At 51.5% G+C, this 17,337-nt stretch carries 14 protein-coding genes; 4 read left to right on the forward strand and 10 right to left on the reverse strand.

What is annotated here, in order from left to right; genetic code table 11:
• Positions 1-15: 15 nt before the first annotated feature.
• On the forward strand, positions 16-1,854 hold the full coding sequence (locus tag GS398_RS01470) for an ABC transporter ATP-binding protein (RefSeq protein ID WP_160904968.1): 1,839 nt from the start codon (positions 16-18) through the stop codon (positions 1,852-1,854).
• Positions 1,855-1,874: 20 nt separating this feature from the next.
• A complete protein-coding gene (locus GS398_RS01475; RefSeq protein ID WP_160904969.1) occupies positions 1,875-2,630 on the forward strand; it encodes an O-methyltransferase in 756 nt (251 codons plus the stop codon).
• Between the two features lie 275 nt (positions 2,631-2,905).
• Here GS398_RS01475 and infB read toward each other — a convergent pair whose 3' ends face one another.
• The 10 genes from infB to panC form a co-directional block, all read right to left on the reverse strand.
• Positions 2,906-5,950 carry a translation initiation factor IF-2 gene (infB, locus tag GS398_RS01480; protein ID WP_160904970.1) on the reverse strand — a complete coding sequence of 1,015 codons (3,045 nt, stop codon included), beginning with the start codon at positions 5,948-5,950 and terminating at the stop codon, positions 2,906-2,908.
• 183 nt (positions 5,951-6,133) lie between these two features.
• On the reverse strand, positions 6,134-7,369 hold the full coding sequence (gene nusA / locus GS398_RS01485; RefSeq protein ID WP_160904971.1) for a transcription termination factor NusA: 1,236 nt from the start codon (positions 7,367-7,369) through the stop codon (positions 6,134-6,136).
• Entirely contained in the window at positions 7,369-7,839 is a 471-nt protein-coding gene (rimP, locus tag GS398_RS01490; RefSeq protein WP_160904972.1) for a ribosome maturation factor RimP, read from the reverse strand. The genes nusA and rimP overlap by 1 nt, the downstream gene beginning before the upstream one ends.
• Positions 7,840-8,039: 200 nt before the next feature.
• The gene (locus tag GS398_RS01495; protein ID WP_160904973.1) at positions 8,040-8,474 is read right to left on the reverse strand and encodes a hypothetical protein; all 435 of its coding nucleotides are present in this window, start codon (positions 8,472-8,474) and stop codon (positions 8,040-8,042) included.
• Positions 8,474-10,600, reverse strand: coding sequence for a M1 family metallopeptidase (locus tag GS398_RS01500; RefSeq protein ID WP_160904974.1), 2,127 nt, complete (start codon positions 10,598-10,600; stop codon positions 8,474-8,476). Before GS398_RS01500 ends, GS398_RS01495 begins: the two co-directional genes overlap by 1 nt.
• Positions 10,597-11,871 (reverse strand): peroxiredoxin family protein, encoded by a 1,275-nt coding sequence (locus GS398_RS01505; RefSeq protein WP_160904975.1) that lies wholly within the window; start codon positions 11,869-11,871, stop codon positions 10,597-10,599. Before GS398_RS01505 ends, GS398_RS01500 begins: the two co-directional genes overlap by 4 nt.
• Positions 11,868-13,007 carry an acyl-CoA dehydrogenase gene (locus GS398_RS01510; RefSeq protein ID WP_160904976.1) on the reverse strand — a complete coding sequence of 380 codons (1,140 nt, stop codon included), beginning with the start codon at positions 13,005-13,007 and terminating at the stop codon, positions 11,868-11,870. The genes GS398_RS01505 and GS398_RS01510 overlap by 4 nt, the downstream gene beginning before the upstream one ends.
• Positions 13,008-13,078: 71 nt before the next feature.
• Entirely contained in the window at positions 13,079-13,573 is a 495-nt protein-coding gene (gene rfaE2 / locus GS398_RS01515) for a D-glycero-beta-D-manno-heptose 1-phosphate adenylyltransferase (RefSeq protein ID WP_160904977.1), read from the reverse strand.
• A 25-nt stretch (positions 13,574-13,598) separates the two neighbouring features.
• Positions 13,599-13,946 carry an aspartate 1-decarboxylase gene (panD, locus tag GS398_RS01520; RefSeq protein ID WP_160904978.1) on the reverse strand — a complete coding sequence of 116 codons (348 nt, stop codon included), beginning with the start codon at positions 13,944-13,946 and terminating at the stop codon, positions 13,599-13,601.
• 166 nt (positions 13,947-14,112) lie between these two features.
• Complete coding sequence (gene panC, locus GS398_RS01525) at positions 14,113-14,949, reverse strand: pantoate--beta-alanine ligase (protein WP_160904979.1); 837 nt, start codon at positions 14,947-14,949, stop codon at positions 14,113-14,115.
• Between the two features lie 141 nt (positions 14,950-15,090).
• Between panC and GS398_RS01530 the strand changes: the two genes are divergently transcribed.
• Both GS398_RS01530 and GS398_RS01535 read left to right on the forward strand, forming a co-directional pair.
• Positions 15,091-15,915 (forward strand): glycogen/starch synthase, encoded by an 825-nt coding sequence (locus GS398_RS01530; protein WP_160904980.1) that lies wholly within the window; start codon positions 15,091-15,093, stop codon positions 15,913-15,915.
• Between the two features lie 15 nt (positions 15,916-15,930).
• Complete coding sequence (locus GS398_RS01535; RefSeq protein ID WP_160904981.1) at positions 15,931-17,313, forward strand: DUF4270 domain-containing protein; 1,383 nt, start codon at positions 15,931-15,933, stop codon at positions 17,311-17,313.
• Positions 17,314-17,337: the final 24 nt, after the last annotated feature.

Here is a 17,337-nt window from a genome sequence, read left to right on the forward strand (position 1 = left end):
GCCTTATCCGCATTCATGAAGACTTACTTCAGACTTTTATCTTTTGCCCGGCCCATCGAAAAGTTCGCAATACCTTATGCGATCACCACCATCCTGTCTATTATATTCAGTACGCTCAATCTCGCCCTGCTGGCGCCCCTGCTTAACACGCTGTTTCTCGACGAAGATACTTGCCAAACCGTCGCAAAAACTACGAAACCGGGTTCAGGATGGAACATTATGGATGTTTTCACGGAAGGCGTACACTATGCCGTAGCGAATTTCGGAGGACAATGGGGGGCGCTCAAGATCGTATGCGGTTGTATCGTACTCTCGGTATTGCTTGCCAACATTTTCCGCTACTTCTCCCAGCGCATCATGGAAAACCTGAAGGCGCATACGCTGCTAAACCTGCGGTCGACGGTTTTTAACAATGTGATGGACCTTCACCTCGGCTATTTCAGTAACGAGCGCAAGGGCGATATCATGTCGAAAGTAACCTCGGATGTGCAGGTCGTGCAATATTCGGTGGCCAGTACGCTGCAGGTGTTGTTTAAAGAACCGCTAACACTGCTGGCTTCGCTGTTCACCTTGTTCTCTATCTCCGCCAAGCTTACGCTGATCTCGCTGCTCGTTTTCCCGCTGGCAGGGTTTCTCATCGGCAGGATCGCAAAACGCCTTAAACAGCAGGCGGTGAGCGCGCAACAATCTTTCGGGATGATGATCAGCTACCTCGACGAGGCATTATCAGGCATCAAGATCATTAAAGCGTACAATGCCGTTTCGCAGATCAAAACACGTTTCCACGACGAAAACAGGAATTATACCAACCTCACCAAATCGATGGCCCGAAGGCAGCAGCTCGCCTCACCGCTTTCCGAGTTCCTGAGCGTGCTGATGGTGGCGGGCATCTTATTATACGGAGGGTACCTGATCATTAACAAGGACAGCTCGCGGCTCGAACCGGCCGACTTCATCACCTATATCGCTATTTTTTCGCAGATCCTGCGTCCCGCCAAAGCGCTTACCGATGCATTCAGCAACATCCATTCGGGGATTGCGGCAGGAGAGCGTGTACTCGAGCTGATCGATACTAAACCCGCCATTAACGATGCGAAAGATGCCGTAGCCCTTACCGGCTTCCACCAGGCGATCCTGCTGCAAAACGTCTCTTTCGCTTATGGCGACCGGGTTATCCTAGACGACATCTCCCTGGAGATCCCGGCAGGAAAAACCATCGCCCTGGTCGGTCCTTCCGGTGGCGGCAAATCCACATTGATCGACCTGCTGCCGCGATTCATAGAGCCCCAAAGCGGCGCTATCCTATTTGACGGAATTCCCTCAAACAAGCTTACCCAACAATCGCTGCGCTCTAAAATGGGATTCGTAAACCAGGAATCTATCCTGTTTAACGATACCATTTTTAACAATATCGCCTTTGGCAATCCCGATGCAACGATGGCCCAGGTAGAAGCGGCGGCCAGGATCGCCAATGCGCACGAATTTATCATGGGTACCAGCGAAGGCTACCAGACAAATATCGGCGACCGGGGCATGAAGCTCTCGGGCGGTCAGAAACAACGGCTCAGCATCGCCCGGGCCGTGATCACCAACCCGCCGATTATGCTCCTCGATGAGGCTACATCGGCACTGGATACCGAATCAGAAAAATTGGTGCAGGATGCCCTCACCAAGCTGATGAAGGACCGCACCACCCTGGTGATCGCGCACCGCCTCAGCACTATCCAGAATGCCGACCAGATCGTGGTGCTCGACCAGGGTAAGATCGTAGAACAGGGCACCCATAAGGACCTCGTAGCGGCACGCGGCCTGTATAAACGACTTATTGACATGCAGGCATTTGAAAGCGAATAACCAATAGTCACCTACAACACATGAAAAGATACTCAGATTATGCACACTCCTCTATCAGCATGTCGACAGACGAGCTGTTTATCAAGGCCCTTGACGAATTGTTTAAGCATAACAAAATAAGTTACCTCTTCGAAAGCGGCACATATATCGGTACCGGCTCTACCACTACCCTGGCGGAAGCGCTGATCAGGAACAAAGTACCGGTGGAACAATTCATCACCGTGGAAGCGGATTATAAGTTCAATCGCTTTGCGCGGAAAAACCTGAGCAGATTCCCCTTCGTTACACCGCTGTGGGGGCTTACGGTCGACATCAACGAGGCTAAAGAATTCCTGGAAAACGACGAAGCCATCGCCAACCACGAAAATTATCCCGATATCTTTATCGATTATACGGATAATCCGCAGCTCCATTATCTTACCGAGCTTAACGGGAAACTGTCTAAATACCATATCCGTCAGAATTTTTTCCAGCGCCTGCGGAATAAGTTCCGGTTCAGTAAATTTCATCACCATGTGTTCGGCAGCTACCTTATGGCGATGAAGGATAAAAAGCCGCTTATCCTGCTCGATTCGGCGGGCGGGATCGGTTACCTCGAGTTCAACAAGGTGCGCGGGATAATGGGGAATAACGACTACGTGCTCATCCTCGACGATATTAACCACCTCAAACACTTCCGGAGCTACCGCGACGTAAAGGCATGCCCGGATTTTACCATCCTCCATGATAATATAGAACAAGGCTGGCTCATCGCGAAACATAGCAAGAAAGGCTGACCCTTCACACGGCTTAGTCCATCAAAAACAGACTGCCTTCTGCCGACCTACTCAATCCGATAAAAAGAGGCCTGTTTATCGCTGGTTCTGCTGCTCCCATTCTTTAAACGCAGGCTCAAGCCTGCAAACCGTTACCACTAACGGCAACACCGTCGCCAATGATATCGTGATCACCACCGCTGCCGGACGGGAGGATAAGGCCAACCCTTATAAACCGGAAGGCGCCTCCCGATTAAAAGAGGCGCCTTCCTATATAGCAGCTAATGCAGCGGTTTTTACAATTTTCTCTTCACTTCTACCTGTTCGTATGATTCTACGATATCTCCCACTTCGATGTTATTAAAGTTAGAAATATTCAAGCCGCACTCGTAGCCGGTAGCCACCTCTTTTACATCGTCTTTATAACGTTTGAGCGAAGCAAGCTCGCCGCTGTAGATCACCACGCCGTCGCGAATGATACGTACTTTGCTGTTGCGTGTGATCTTTCCGTCGAGCACCATACAACCTGCAATCGTACCCACTTTGCTGATCTTGAACACTTCGCGGATCTCCACGTTCGAGGTGATCTTCTCTTCGAACTCCGGTGCAAGCATTCCTTCCATGGCCGCTTTCACTTCGTTGATCGCATCGTAAATGATGGAGTACAGGCGGATATCGATCTCTTCCGCCTCGGCGAGCTTGCGCGCACCTGCCGAAGGACGTACCTGGAACCCGATAATGATCGCATCAGAGGCCGAAGCCAGCAACACGTCAGATTCGGAGATCTGCCCCACTGATTTGTGGATAATGTTCACCTGGATCTCTTCTGTCGACAGCTTCAGTAAGGAGTCTGACAGCGCCTCGATCGAACCATCCACGTCACCTTTCACGATCACGTTAAGCTCCTTGAAGTTACCGATCGCTAAACGACGGCCAATTTCATCAAGTGTAATATGTTTCTGTGTGCGAAGGCCTTGCTCACGCTGCAGCTGGAACCGTTTGTTGGCGATCTCCCTGGCCTCCACTTCACTTTCCATTGCGTTAAACTTATCGCCCGCTGTAGGTGCGCCCTGCATACCCAGTACCTGCACCGGCGTCGCCGGTCCCGCCTGGTTGATCTTCTGGCCGCGCTCGTTGGTCAACGCTTTTACACGCCCGCTGTAAGAACCGGCCAGGATCGGGTCACCCACTTTAAGGGTACCGCTCTGGATCAATACCGTGGTAACTATACCGCGGCCTTTATCAAGCGCCGCCTCAATAACGGTACCTGTTGCACGTTTATTCGGATTGGCTTTCAACTCGAGTAATTCTGCTTCGAGCAATACTTTTTCCAGCAGCAGGTCTACATTCAGACCGGTTTTACCGGAAATCTCCTGGCTCTGGTATTTACCCCCCCAATCTTCCACCAGGATGTTCATGGCAGAGAGCTGCTCCCTGATCCTGTCGGTATTGGCGCCTGGCCGGTCGATCTTGCTAAAGGCGAATACGATCGGCACGTTGGCTGCCTGGGCGTGGTTGATCGCCTCACGTGTTTGTGGCATCACGCTGTCGTCTGCCGCAATCACGATGATCGCGATATCCGTTACCTGTGCGCCGCGGGCACGCATCGCGGTAAACGCTTCGTGACCAGGTGTATCCAGGAAGGTGATCTTACCGCCGTTTTCGAGGGTAACCTCGTAGGCGCCAATATGCTGAGTAATGCCGCCTGCTTCCCCGGCTATTACGTTCGCTTTACGGATAAAGTCCAGTAATGATGTTTTACCATGGTCGACGTGACCCATTACCGTTACGATCGGTGCTCTTGGGAGCAGGTCTTCCGGGGCGTCTTCTTCGTCGAGCGCATATGTTTCTTCATCTTCCGGTTTCACGAACTGCACTTCGTAACCGAACTCGTCGGCCACGATGGTAAGCGTTTCCGCATCCAGGCGCTGGTTAATGGACACGAACATACCAAGGCTCATACAGGTAGAAATGATCTGTGTAACCTGTACGCCGATCAGGCTTGCGAGCTCGTTGGCCGTAACGAATTCCGTGACCTTCAGTACTTTTGACTGTAATTCTCTTTCTGCTGCTTCATCCTCTGCCGATTGGGCGACATCGTCGCGCTTTTGCCGGCGCAGTTTAGCGCGCTGAGCGAATTTTCCCGACTTTCCTGCACCGCTGAGGCGTGCAAGCGTAGCCTTAATCTGGTCCTGGATCTCTTTATCTGATGGCTCCTCTTTCGGAGCTCCGGCTGCCGGCCGGTTCCTGAAATCAGGACGATTACCTGCCTGCCCGGGACCGGAAGGACCACGATTATTGCTATTGTTATTCCTGAAATCGGGCCGGTTCGCATTCGGGCCCTGCCCGGGAGCGCCCGGAGTTTGCCCTGGCCTGTTACCTCCCTGCTGGCCTTGCTGCGGCTGTTGCCCGCCAGGACCACCGGGATGGTCTTTACGTTTACGTTTGCGTTTCTGGTCGTTTGCGTTAGCGCTAGATGACGACGCCACCGGTTGGTCTTTACGACGCGGCGGCGTAACCGGGAGGGTGATCCTTCCAATCACATTCGGACCGGTAAGGCGTTCCGCTTTTGCACGGATCACCTCTTCTTCCGCCTCAACAGGAGCCGCCGGCTCCGCAGGTGGTGTTTCTTTTACCACAGGAGGCGCGGGTTCCGGTTTTACCTCGGCAACGACCGGCGGCTGTACGGCCTCTGGTTTAGGTGCTTCCTGTGCTTTAACAGGAGCAGGCTCGGGAGCCTGCGCAGGCGCAGGGGCGGCCGCCGGTTCGGGCTTCGCAGGCTCTTCCTCCGCTTTTTTGTCGGGGCGATTGCGGTTATTCAGGTTATCCAGGTCGATCCTGCCGATCACTTTTACCCCTGGCAAAGTACTTTCTTCATTTCGCGGCGTTTCCTCAGGCGTCGCTTCCTGTACAGGAGGCGGTGTTGGTGCGGGTGGAGCAACAGCAGCGGGAGCAGGAACAGGCGCCGGCGCTGGTGTCGGAGCCGGTGCTGCTGGTTTAGGCTTTTCGGCAAAAGGCGCCGCGAAGGACCCGGCGTTCTTGATCAGGATCTCCTCACTCTCAAAGTCCCGGTGCCGTTTTGGTTCCTGCCTTTCGGGTGCAGGCAAGGGCAGGTCATCACGACGGATCTTGCCAATCACTATCTGCTTAGCTTCTTCACGCACGATCTTATCACCCTGGAACTCCTTCAAAAGAACTTCGTACATCTCTTCCGTTAGCTTCGTCGTTGGCTTGGCCTCTACTTTATGGCCCTTTTTGCCAAGGAAATCCACCGCGGTTCCAAGTCCGATATTAAGCTCTTTTGCAGCCTTTAATAAATTTATACTTCTTCCTTCTGACATTTAATAGTTTAATAGTCCGCCCTGATTTTTACAAAAGTACGATTTTTTTACGTTATACGTTCGGCGTTGAACGTTTTACGTACCGAACGAAATTATATCACAATAAGTTCATTCTTTACTACGAGCCCCGGTAATTACCGGGATATGAACGTTAAACGTATAACGTTAAACGTCAATCTTCGTTTACTCGAATTCCGCGCGGAGGATATCCAATACCTCTTTCACCGTATTTTCTTCGAGATCAGTACGTTTTACCAGTTCGTTGGCTGATAAAGCGAGTACTGATTTGGCGGTATCCAACCCGATACGTTTCAGCTCATCGATGATCCAGCCTTCTATTTCATCTGCAAATTCTTCGATGTCCACGTCCTCGTCGTTCTCATCGGCTTCGCGGTAAACGTCGATCTCATAACCCGTCAGCTTTCCGGCCAGTTTAATGTTATGTCCGCCCCTGCCTATTGCCAGCGAAACCTGGTCGGGCTTAAGGTAAACGGCGGCACGTTTGGTCACATCGTCCAGCTTAATGGAAGTGATCTTAGCCGGGCTCAGCGCGCGCTGAATATAGAGAGAGCTGTTATTCGTGAAATTGATCACGTCGATATTTTCATTTTTCAGCTCGCGCACGATGCCGTGGATCCTTGATCCCTTCATACCTACGCAGGCGCCTACCGGATCGATACGGTCGTCGTATGATTCTACCGCCACCTTCGCCCGCTCGCCTGGCTCACGTACAATTTTCTTGATGGTGATCAGCCCGTCGAAGATCTCGGGAACTTCCATTTCAAACAGGCGCTGCAGGAACTCGGGGGCAGTACGCGAGATAATGATCTTCGGATTGCTGTTCATCATGTCCACTTTCAGGATCACCGCGCGTACAGCGTCTCCTTTTTTGAAATAATCTGCGGGGATCTGCTCAGTTTTAGGCAACAGAAGCTCATTTCCTTCATCGTCAAGCACCAGTGTTTCTTTCTTCCATACCTGGTAAACCTCTCCGGTAACTATTTCTCCTACCCTGTCCTTGTACTTACGGAAGATCTCGTCTTTCTCAAGCTCAAGGATCTTCGAAACCAGCGTCTGCCGCGCTGCCAGGATCGCCCTGCGGCCGAAGCTCTCGAGGGTAATCTGTTCGATAAAATCGTCGCCCACTTCCAGGTCTGCATCCGTTTGTTTTGCTTCCGCGAGCTCGATCTCCAGGTCGTCGTCCTCAGAAAACCCGTCTTCCATCACGGTGCGGGTACGCCAGATCTCGAGGTCACCATTATCGGGGTTTACGATTACGTCGCAGTTTTCGTCTGTACCGTATTTTTTACGGATCATGCTGCGGAACACTTCTTCAAGCACACTGATCACGGTAGGCCGGTCAATGTTTTTAAAATCCTTAAATTCCTGGAAGGAATCAATTAAATTAATACTGCTCATCACTTAAATGAAATTAAAACCTTAGCTTCTGTTATCTGCCCGAAGGGGATGAAATTCTCCACCAGCTGAGCCTTTTGTCCTGCCGCTTTCGCGGGCTTAATTTTTTCTTCGATCAATATCCCGTCAGTTTCCACCTTCAGGAGTTTTCCTTCGCGCCTGGTGCCGTCAGGCTGCTTAATGCCCAGGTCGCGACCTTCATTTTTGCGATACTGCCGTTCCATTTTTAGCGGCGTATCAATGCCGGGCGACGAAACCTCCAGGTTATAGGCATGGTCGATCACGTTCTCCTCCTCGAGGTGAAAGCCGACATGACGGCTGATATCGGCACAATCCTGCACTTTCACGCCCTGATCGCCGTCTACCAGGATCTCGAGCCTGCCGCCTCCAAGCTTTACGTCTACGATGAAGAGGTCGTTCCTATCGGCAATCCGCTCTTCCGCCAATTCTCTTACGCGCTGTTCCGGGTTCATTTTTTTAAAAAAACGGTAAAAAAAAGAGGGGACAAACCGGTCCCCTCTTTTCAGATGATACAAATGTATAAAATATTTTATAATCTGCAAAATATGCCCGCAGGGTGAGGGAACAAAATCCTAAACGCGGTTTCCTGTACCCACCCATGCCGGCTGTTTTTCGGAGACGCGAAGTCCGCGGCCCTGTTTGCCGCACCCGGTTAGAATTTAAACCTCCCTGTTACCACTTCCGTGCTTCCCGGCAATTTCCTGTCTAACGGCATACTTTCGCGCGAATAAAAGCTCGGGACCCTGTATTCCGCCCGGTAAGTGTACTTTTTAACGAAACCCGAATCGGGCGTATAGATCACCGACGAATCCCGCACAGCATATTCCCCGCTATACGCCGGTTCCATACCCTGCAGCGTTTCGTCAACCGACTCCTTACAAACCAGCAACACCGATTGCCAATCGTCCGCCGACAATGTATCGGTCCTGAGGATTTCCAGTAAGCCTGGGTTCATGCCGTTAACAATGACAGAGGTACTATCGGGCGACAAGCTGATGATTACTTTTCTGTCGCGTTTCCTATCACGTGTGCATCCCGCCAAGCAGGCCAGGCCCAGCAGCAGGCAGAAGATCCGGCTTCTTTTCATTACCAGCCTCCCATTACTTTAATCACGCTGGGCGCTTTGTCTTCGGCTATCTTATTCAGCAGTTCCGTATTATTACGGTCTTCGTAGAATTTCATCAGTGCGTTGACCGCGGCCGCGCGTACGTACGAACGTTTATCTTCCACTGCCATTTTCTGAATGACAGGGTATACCTGGTTACGCTCTTCGCTGTTCAGCTCCTGCACAAAATCGACGGCCAGCTTGCGGATGTACCAGCTTTGATCACCGAGCGCCTTGATCATGACGGCTTTGGCTGCTCCTTCTTTCTTGTAATAGTTTTTCAACACGTTCACCGCTTCGAGACGGTCCATAAACAGGGGGGCGTTCCGGTATTGAAAGGCGGCCTCTTCAAGTGACTTCTCTTCGGTCTTTTCGGCCAGTACATACTTTTCCGCGTCGACGTTTACCAGGTCGGGCGCACGCTCCAGCGGAAACGTAAATACCTGGCCGATCTTATCCAGTACGATCTCTTTACGCTCCTTTTTACCGTTGGCATAAATATCCACCGAGAGCGGGATGCGGTAGACCACCGAATTTTCCTGCGTTTGCTCAATGGAGACGATCACCTTCCCGGCTGCGGCGTCGAAGCGTGTCCCGATGTTCAGCTTAGGATGACCTGCTGAAAGGAACCACTGATCGAAGAACCAGTTCATATCCGTACCGGTTACCTCCTCGAATACCATCCTCAGGTCGGCAGCCTCCACGTTTTTATAAGAATAACGGACCAGGTAGGTATTCAGCGCCTTAAAAAAGGCATCGTCGCCTACCGTTTTACGCAGCATATGGAGGATCCTGCCGCCCTTTTCATAGGTAACATTATCGAACAGCTGCTCACGATCGGTATAATCATGCCGGATAAGCTTGTACTCTTTATTGAAGGGATCGCCCAGGTACCGCTGCATGTCTTCCATACCGTGATAGTCGGCATCGTCGCGGCCATACTTAAACTCCTGCCATAAATATTCGCCATACGTGGCAAACGACTCATTCAGCGCCAGGTCTGCCCACGATTCGCAGGTCACCAGGTCCCCAAACCAGTGGTGAAACAGCTCATGTGCGATCACTTCTTCGTAGTTCTCATCTTTATACTGGTGCTCGTCGAGGTTCAGCTTGTCAAAAAACACGGTAGCCGTGGTGTTTTCCATGGCGCCGCTCACAAAATCCCGCACCACGATCTGGGAGTATTTATCCCAGGGGAATGCCACGCCGGTCTTATTGGAAAAGAACCCGATCATTTCCGGGGTTTTCCCGAAGATCAGCTTTGCGTAGGGCGCATATTTCGGCTCCATGTAATAGTTTACCTCTTTATCGCGCCACTTGTCTTTGGTGATGACAAAATCGCCCGCCGCCACCATTGCCAGGTAGGTAGAGTGAGGTTTGTCCTGCCGCCACACGTCGGTACGTGTGCCGTCGCCATTCTTGTTCGAATAATCGAGGTCGCCGTTAGATAGCGTCACCATTTTCTCCGGCACGGTTATGCTGATCTCCTGGGTCATTTTCTCCTGCGGCCCTACGATGGTAGGGAACCAGCTGGAGTTCGACTCGGTTTCGCCCTGCGTCCATACCTGCCGGGGCAGATCTTTTTCTTTTCCCTGGCGGTTAACGAAATAAATGCCGCGATCGCCGGTAGACGACATCTCCTTGCCTACTTTGAGGGTGTACGGCGCAGCAACATAGTCGATAAATAAGGTAAATTTCTGATCGCGGGTATAGGTTTTATCGAGGTGGATCGTGATCGCTTTACCGTCGTAAGCATAGTTTAAGGGGTACCGCTGCGGACCGTCGGGCGAGCCGGCCACCGTCTTCATCATCGCCACTTGTTTGATCCGGAAACCGCGTGCAGCCAGCACTACCTGGTTTTGCGGGTAAAAATAAGGCCTGGCGTCAATGGTAGCCCTGCCGATCACGAAGGCACTGTCCCAATCGAACGAAATATCGAGCTTCGTATGAAGGATATCGGTGATCCTGGGATAACTCCCATGGTACACGCCGGGTGCGGAGGAGCCTGACCCGATGTTGATCGTTTCCATGGTCGCCATTTTGGGCGCCGAGCAGGAAATGAGCAGGGACATCGCCGCCGCGAAGCCCGTATAGGGTATGATCCTCATAAGGGTTTTTCTGCGAGTAAATCGTTCACCGATTTCTCAAATTCGGTTATAAACTCGTCGTAATGCTTACCGGTACCCGGACCGCTAAACCCGGTGTGGATCCTGCTTACCTCTCCTTTCCGGTTGATGAGGATCGTGGTGGGAAACGCCAGGAACTCTTTCAGCGCCGGTACACTCCGGGCAACCTCCTTTTTATCGTTTTGGTATCCGGTGGCCAGCAATTCATAGTTCACCCCGAAATGATCTTTTAACTGGGTAATGTTCGCTTTAGCGCGCTTAAAATCCGTAAACCTTTCGTATGCCAGTCCGATAATTTCCAGGCCACGCTCTTTGTATTTATTGTAAAAAGGCACCAGGTAGGCTGTTTCATCCATGCAATTGGGGCACCAGGAGCCCATAAACTGGATGATCACCACTTTCCCCCTGTACCGTTCATCAGAAAGAGAGACCTTTTTACCGCTAAGGTCCGGAAAGCTAAAATCGATTTTCGTAAAACCAGGCTTTAACTTAGTTAATGAATACGCATCCGGCAACGCCGCGTTTTCGTCCCGCGTGGCCGTCCACAGATCGACGGAGCTCAGGCCGCTGTAAAATTTCCCGTTGCCGATCTTGTTATCCGGGCCGATATCGCCGGTGAACAGGAACGCATGTGAGCCGTCGAAACAGGACAGCGACAGTTTTCTCCCTGAAACCGCCCCCTCCAGGAAGCGGTAATCGCCCGTTGTGGTCAGGAAAGTGCCCGTTACTTTCTGACCGTTCTGCACAAATTCTCCTACGGCGATGCTGGTATCTTTGCCGTCCTTACCGGTAAAGATGCCTGCCCACTTGCCAGCTACGTTCATGGGCGCTGTTTCTTTGGCAACCCGGAAGCGTGCGGAATCGCCGGGCACCGCATTAAACTCCATCATCACATCCTTCGTGGCGAGGTGTTTTATCCAATGACCTTCGAGCGCGGTTCCTTTCAGTAATGCCCTGATATCCGAGTCGAACAGGGGCATCCGGATAAATACAGAATCGCCAACGGAGCGGATATCGGTTACCCGGAACCGTTCTGTGCCGTTCATGATCTCGAGCTGCATTTCCCCGGCCGAATCCGTGACCGAAAAATTGAACGGGATCTCTGCTCCCGAATCGGTTTTTAGTGCTGCGCGCCAGGTGGTCCTTTCCATCTGAGCGGCCGGCCCGGTACAAAAAGAAAGCAGGACCGCGATAAGTGTGCCAGCCACTAAGAACCCGGTCCTGCCTGTTAAAGTATATATTCTATCGTTCATCGTAAAATTTCACGCCCGATCACCATCTTCTGGATCTCCGAAGTTCCTTCATAGATCTGGGTGATCTTGGCATCACGCATCAGCCTTTCTACATGGTATTCTTTTACGAAACCATAACCGCCATGGATCTGCACCGCTTCTACCGTAGTTTTCATGGCTACCTGCGAGGCGTATAACTTCGCCATCGATCCTGCCTGCGTGTACGGAAGCCCATTGTCCTTCAGCCAGGCCGCCTTCAGGCAGAGCAGGCGTGCCGCTTCGATTTCCGTGGCCATATCCGCCAGTTTAAACTGGATGGCCTGGTGCGCTGCGATCGGTTTGCCGAAGCTTTTTCGCTCTTTTGCATAGTTTAACGCAAGCTCGTAAGCGCCTGAAGCGATCCCGAGCGCCTGCGCGGCAATGCCGATCCGCCCGCCTTCCAGCGTTTTCATGGCGAATTTAAACCCCTCGCCGTCTTGGCCGATGCGGTTTTCTTTCGGCACCCTCACATCGGTGAACATCAGCGAATGGGTATCCGATCCGCGAATGCCTAATTTATTCTCTTTTGGCCCAACTGCAAAACCCTCCATGCCTTTTTCCACGATCAACGCATTTATTCCGTGATGCTTTTTCTCCGGGGAAGTTTGAGCGATTACCAGGTAGGTCGAGGCCGTGCTGCCATTGGTGATCCAGTTCTTCGTCCCGTTAAGGAGATAATGATCCCCCATATCGATGGCGGTAGTGCGCTGGGACGTCGCGTCAGACCCGGCTTCGGGTTCCGACAAGCAAAACGCCCCGATCTTTTCGCCGCCGGCAAGTGGTTTCAGGTACTTCTGCTTCTGCGCCTCTGTGCCCCACTTCTCGAGCCCGTAACAAACCAGCGAATTATTAACCGACACCACCACCGATACGGAAGCGTCGATCTTGGAGAACTCTTCCATGGCGAGCACGTACGAGATCGCATCCATGCCCGAGCCATTGTACTCAGGCGAGACCATCATGCCCAGGAAGCCCAGCTCGCCCAGCCTCTTTACCTGTTCCGCAGGAAACTGCTGATGCTCGTCGCGCGCGATCACACCTGGTTTAAGCTCGTTTACCGCAAAATCCCTCGCAGCCTGCCGGATCATCAAATGTTCTTCGCTCAAATTAAAATACATACGAACGTGGATTAGGTTTGTTAGCAGAACAAATGTAAAAGTTTTGTTCGCATACTATGCAAGCATAGTAATTATTTTGATCCCCTGATCTTTCGTTCGATGGCGGAGGTTGAATAGCCTTCCAGGTAATGCAGGGTCTTTACCTCGCCGCCCCGGGCGAGTACGATGTCGGCGCCCACGATCTGGTCGATGGTATAATCGGCGCCCTTTACGAGCACATCGGGCACAACTATACTGATCAGTTCATAGGGCGTAGGCTCGTCAAACAGCACCACGGCATCCACAAAAAAGAAAGAGGCCAGCATAGCGGTCCTGGAAGTTTCGTTGGTAATGGGCCTCGAGGGTCCTTTTAAGGCCGAGGTAGAGCGGTCTGTGTTCACGCCGATCACCAGCTTATCACCCAGGTTGGCAGCCTTGGCGAGGTAATCGATATGCCCCAGGTGGAGCAGGTCGAAGCAGCCGTTGGTAAACACGATCTTTTCGCCGTTCGATCTCCATTCTTCTACCGTAGCTGCAAGCGAGGCTAACGAAAAGATCTTGTCTTTGATGTGCGCGAGGTTGTCCATGTAACGTTATCCGTTGTGCCTGGCGTTAAACCAGCTGGTTGTTCGAATCAGGGAAAACGAGTATGGGTTCATATTTCTTCGCCTCTTCAAAGTCCATGAGGGCGTATGACATGATAATTACTACATCGCCGACCTGCGCCAGCCGGGCGGTAGCGCCGTTCAGGCAAATTATCCCCGACCCGCGCTCACCTTTGATCACGTACGTTTCGAAGCGTGCGCCATTGTTGTTATTCACGATCTGCACCTTCTCATTGGGAATGATATTGGCCGCTTCGATCAGGTCTTCCGCAATGGTAATGCTTCCCACATAGTTTAACTCAGCCTGCGTCACCCGTACCCGGTGAAGTTTCGACTTTAACACTTGGATCATCATATGGGGAGCAAAATTAGGAAAAAGTTGTGGGTTGTCAGTGATGAGTTCTCAGTTGCCAGTGATCAGTTCCATTCAGGCACCGTACAGTACTGACTACTGATCACTGACTACTGATCACTGACTACTGATTACTGACTACTGATCACTGACTACTGACTACTCACAACTACGAAAGGATTAAGTTATCGATCAACCTCGTTTTCCCTACGAAAGCAGCCACGAGGGCAACCACGTGTGGCGTGTGCTCGCCGGCGGGCTCAAGTGTCGCGGCGTCGCGGAGCGCGAAATATTCCGGTTTCACGCCCCCGGCGGATGAAAGGAAATTCATGGCATCGCGCTGGAGCCGATCAAAAGAGACCTCGCCAAAGCGCGCTTTCGACCGGTTGAGTACCGTATATAACGCGAGGGCGTGCTGCCGTTCTTCGGGGGAAAGATGGATATTCCGCGAGCTCATGGCCAGGCCATCGGGTTCCCGAACGATGGGGCACATCCGCAGCTTTACCGGGAGACCGAGCAGCGCTACCATCTTTTCGATCACCTTAAACTGCTGGAAATCCTTCTGCCCGAAGAACGCAAGGTCGGGCTGTACCACATCAAACAACTTTTTTACAATCTGCGTCACCCCCTGGTAATGCCCGGGACGGAACTCCCCTTCCAGCATGCCTTCCAGCTCGCCCAGATCGAGGTGCCAGGGCGCGGCCGTATCGTACATTTCCTCGCGGGAAGGGAGGAAGAGAATGTCGCAGCCTACGCTTTCAAGTTTCACTTTATCGGCCTCTACCGTGCGGGGATAATTCTTAAGATCCTCGGGGTTATTGAACTGCGTCGGGTTTACAAAGATGCTGCAGACCGTGACGCTGCAGGCAGTTTTCGACAGTCGTACCAGTTCCAGGTGCCCGTCGTGCAGCGCTCCCATCGTGGCCACGAAACCGATGGTATGTTGTTGTTCCCTTAATTCGCCGAGCCGTGCAGACAAGCCCGTTTTAGTAGTAAATATCTCCAAGTAACTTAGGGATTGATAGCCGCCAAAAGTGGGTAAATCCTGAAAAAATATCAATAGCTATTGTGTAAATCATTGATAAGTGTTAAGATAATGCTTATATTTGCAGTCCAAAATTCTTTTCAAATCAAAATCATATTGGAGATGGCAAAAACGAAGCTATTGTTTATTACCCCCGAGATGTCGCCTTTCCTCGAACTTACCAAAATTTCTGAAATCACCCGCCAGCTGCCCATGGCCATGCAGGAAAAAGGATTCGAGATCCGCATCCTGATGCCGCGTTTCGGCAGCATTAACGAACGACGCAACCGCCTGCACGAGGTGATCCGTCTTTCAGGGATGAATATCATCATCGATGATAACGACAACCCGCTGATCATAAAAGTCGCTTCGATCCCCTCTGCGCGCATGCAGGTTTATTTCCTTGATAACGAAGAGTATTTTCAGCGCAAGCATGTTTTCCGTGACGGCAACAATAAATTCTTCGAAGACAATGACGAACGGCTGATCTTTTTCTGCAAAGGCGCTTTAGAGACCGTTAAGAAATTGGGCTGGGCGCCGGATGTGGTGCATTGCCACAGCTGGATGACCTCCCTGGTACCGGCTTACCTGAAAACCATCTACAAAGACGATCCTACCTTTAAGAATTCAAAGATCGTTTATTCTATTTATGAAGACGGCTTCACCGAAACGCTCAACCCCGAATTCGTCCGTAAAGCGACCCTCAACGGTGTCCTCCCGGAACATCTCGACGCTTACAAAGCAGGTGATATCCAGGCACTTCATACCGGTGCGGTAAGTTATTCCGATGCGGTTGTTCTGGGCAACGAAGGCCTCAGCGAAGAATTGTTAAAGTATGTTAAAAACAGCGCCAAACCGGTGATCCAGGCCGGGTCAGCTTTAGATTACGAAAATTATTACAACCTTTACGAAGAAATTGCAAACGAAGAATTCGTTTCTCTGGCTTAATAAAGACATTTCCTGATGAGATATAACAGACTGGACTTATTAACCTTGTTAGTAAGTCTTTTTATTTTTAGCAGCTGTAGCAAGGTGGACGATAGTGTGGGGTTGGACGTTGATCCGCAGAACCAGATCGACGCGAAACTGGTAGATACAGCTTCCATTCGCACCAACACCGTAAAAGACGATACCGTGGCCACCAACGGCCTTTCACAACATCCTTTTGGTTACCTGCAGGACAGCGAGCTCGGCACTACCGAAGCAAATATAGCCCTTACCATTACCTCGCCTACTACCGACCTTTCTTTCGGGACCAGCCCGGTGCTGGATTCCGCGGTACTGGTACTTAAATATGGCAACGAATTTTACGGCGACTCCGTAAGCTCGCAATACCGGGTGGATGTACGCGAGCTTAATGAGACCTTTACCAACACCACTGCCTATTATAACACCAAGGTATGGAACGTAAAGCCGGATGTGGTAGGCGGCAAGCTCTTTAAAAAGTTCACCATCCACGATAGTGTGCGGGTAAATTATATCCGCGATGCAAAAAGGGATACCATGATCACCCGCTCGCCCCATATACGTATCCCGATAAACGCCGCATTCATCAACAACAAGTTCTTTAATGCACCTGCGGGCACGTTTGCCACCACAACCGCCTTCCAGGCTTATATGAAAGGGTTGTACCTGAGTATTAATAAAACCCAGTCAACCGGTAAGGGCGGCATCGGGTTCTTCGACCTGGCCACCGCCGACAGCAGCAGGCTCGAAATTTATTACCGCAACATAGCTGGTACCACCATCGATACCAACTTCGTTAACTTTGGCGTTACTGCAACCAATGCGGCGGCAAGTATCGTGCACACGTATTCAACCGCCGTACAAACCCAGCTAAGCAATCCTGCGCAGCAGTTCCCCACCGTATACGTAAAGCCACTGGCCGGCTTACGCACACGCGTATTCTTTCCTTACATTACCAAATTGAAGGAACTGGGTAACATCACGATCAACAAAGCGGAGCTGGTTATCCAGGTGGCCGATACGCAACTGGATCCCGCTCAACGACTCACCTTGTACCGAACGGACATCGCCTCGCAGCGCGTGGACGTTCCTGACAATAACCTTAACGACCCGCGTTACCTGTCGGAATTTTCTTTCGGGGGAGGGTATGATAAGACCAGGAAACGATATATCATTAACGTTACTTCGTATATCCAGGACCTGATCAGCGGCAAGCTAACGCAATATGGTGCGTACCTGGCACCGCTCAGCATCTATAATACACGGACCAATGGCGACCTTGCCGTGCCCACCACCATCGCTTATCGCTCAGTTCTTGGCGGGGGAAACAGCACCAGTTATAAGATGAAACTTAATATCATTTACACCCGGGTAAAGTAAATTCGTAGATTAGCATCCTGATCT

Origin of the sequence: Hufsiella ginkgonis, assembly GCF_009834915.1 — a bacterium.
Lineage (GTDB): Bacteria > Bacteroidota > Bacteroidia > Sphingobacteriales > Sphingobacteriaceae > Hufsiella > Hufsiella ginkgonis.

Coding starts and splice junctions, on each gene's coding strand:
- GS398_RS01470 (WP_160904968.1), top strand. CDS start 16: ATGAAGACTTACTTCAGACTTTTATCTTTTGCCCGGCCCATCGAAAAG.
- GS398_RS01475 (WP_160904969.1), top strand. CDS start 1,875: ATGAAAAGATACTCAGATTATGCACACTCCTCTATCAGCATGTCGACA.
- infB (WP_160904970.1), bottom strand. CDS start 5,950: ATGTCAGAAGGAAGAAGTATAAATTTATTAAAGGCTGCAAAAGAGCTT.
- nusA (WP_160904971.1), bottom strand. CDS start 7,369: ATGAGCAGTATTAATTTAATTGATTCCTTCCAGGAATTTAAGGATTTT.
- rimP (WP_160904972.1), bottom strand. CDS start 7,839: ATGAACCCGGAACAGCGCGTAAGAGAATTGGCGGAAGAGCGGATTGCC.
- GS398_RS01495 (WP_160904973.1), bottom strand. CDS start 8,474: ATGAAAAGAAGCCGGATCTTCTGCCTGCTGCTGGGCCTGGCCTGCTTG.
- GS398_RS01500 (WP_160904974.1), bottom strand. CDS start 10,600: ATGAGGATCATACCCTATACGGGCTTCGCGGCGGCGATGTCCCTGCTC.
- GS398_RS01505 (WP_160904975.1), bottom strand. CDS start 11,871: ATGAACGATAGAATATATACTTTAACAGGCAGGACCGGGTTCTTAGTG.
- GS398_RS01510 (WP_160904976.1), bottom strand. CDS start 13,007: ATGTATTTTAATTTGAGCGAAGAACATTTGATGATCCGGCAGGCTGCG.
- rfaE2 (WP_160904977.1), bottom strand. CDS start 13,573: ATGGACAACCTCGCGCACATCAAAGACAAGATCTTTTCGTTAGCCTCG.
- panD (WP_160904978.1), bottom strand. CDS start 13,946: ATGATGATCCAAGTGTTAAAGTCGAAACTTCACCGGGTACGGGTGACG.
- GS398_RS01530 (WP_160904980.1), top strand. CDS start 15,091: ATGGCAAAAACGAAGCTATTGTTTATTACCCCCGAGATGTCGCCTTTC.
- GS398_RS01535 (WP_160904981.1), top strand. CDS start 15,931: ATGAGATATAACAGACTGGACTTATTAACCTTGTTAGTAAGTCTTTTT.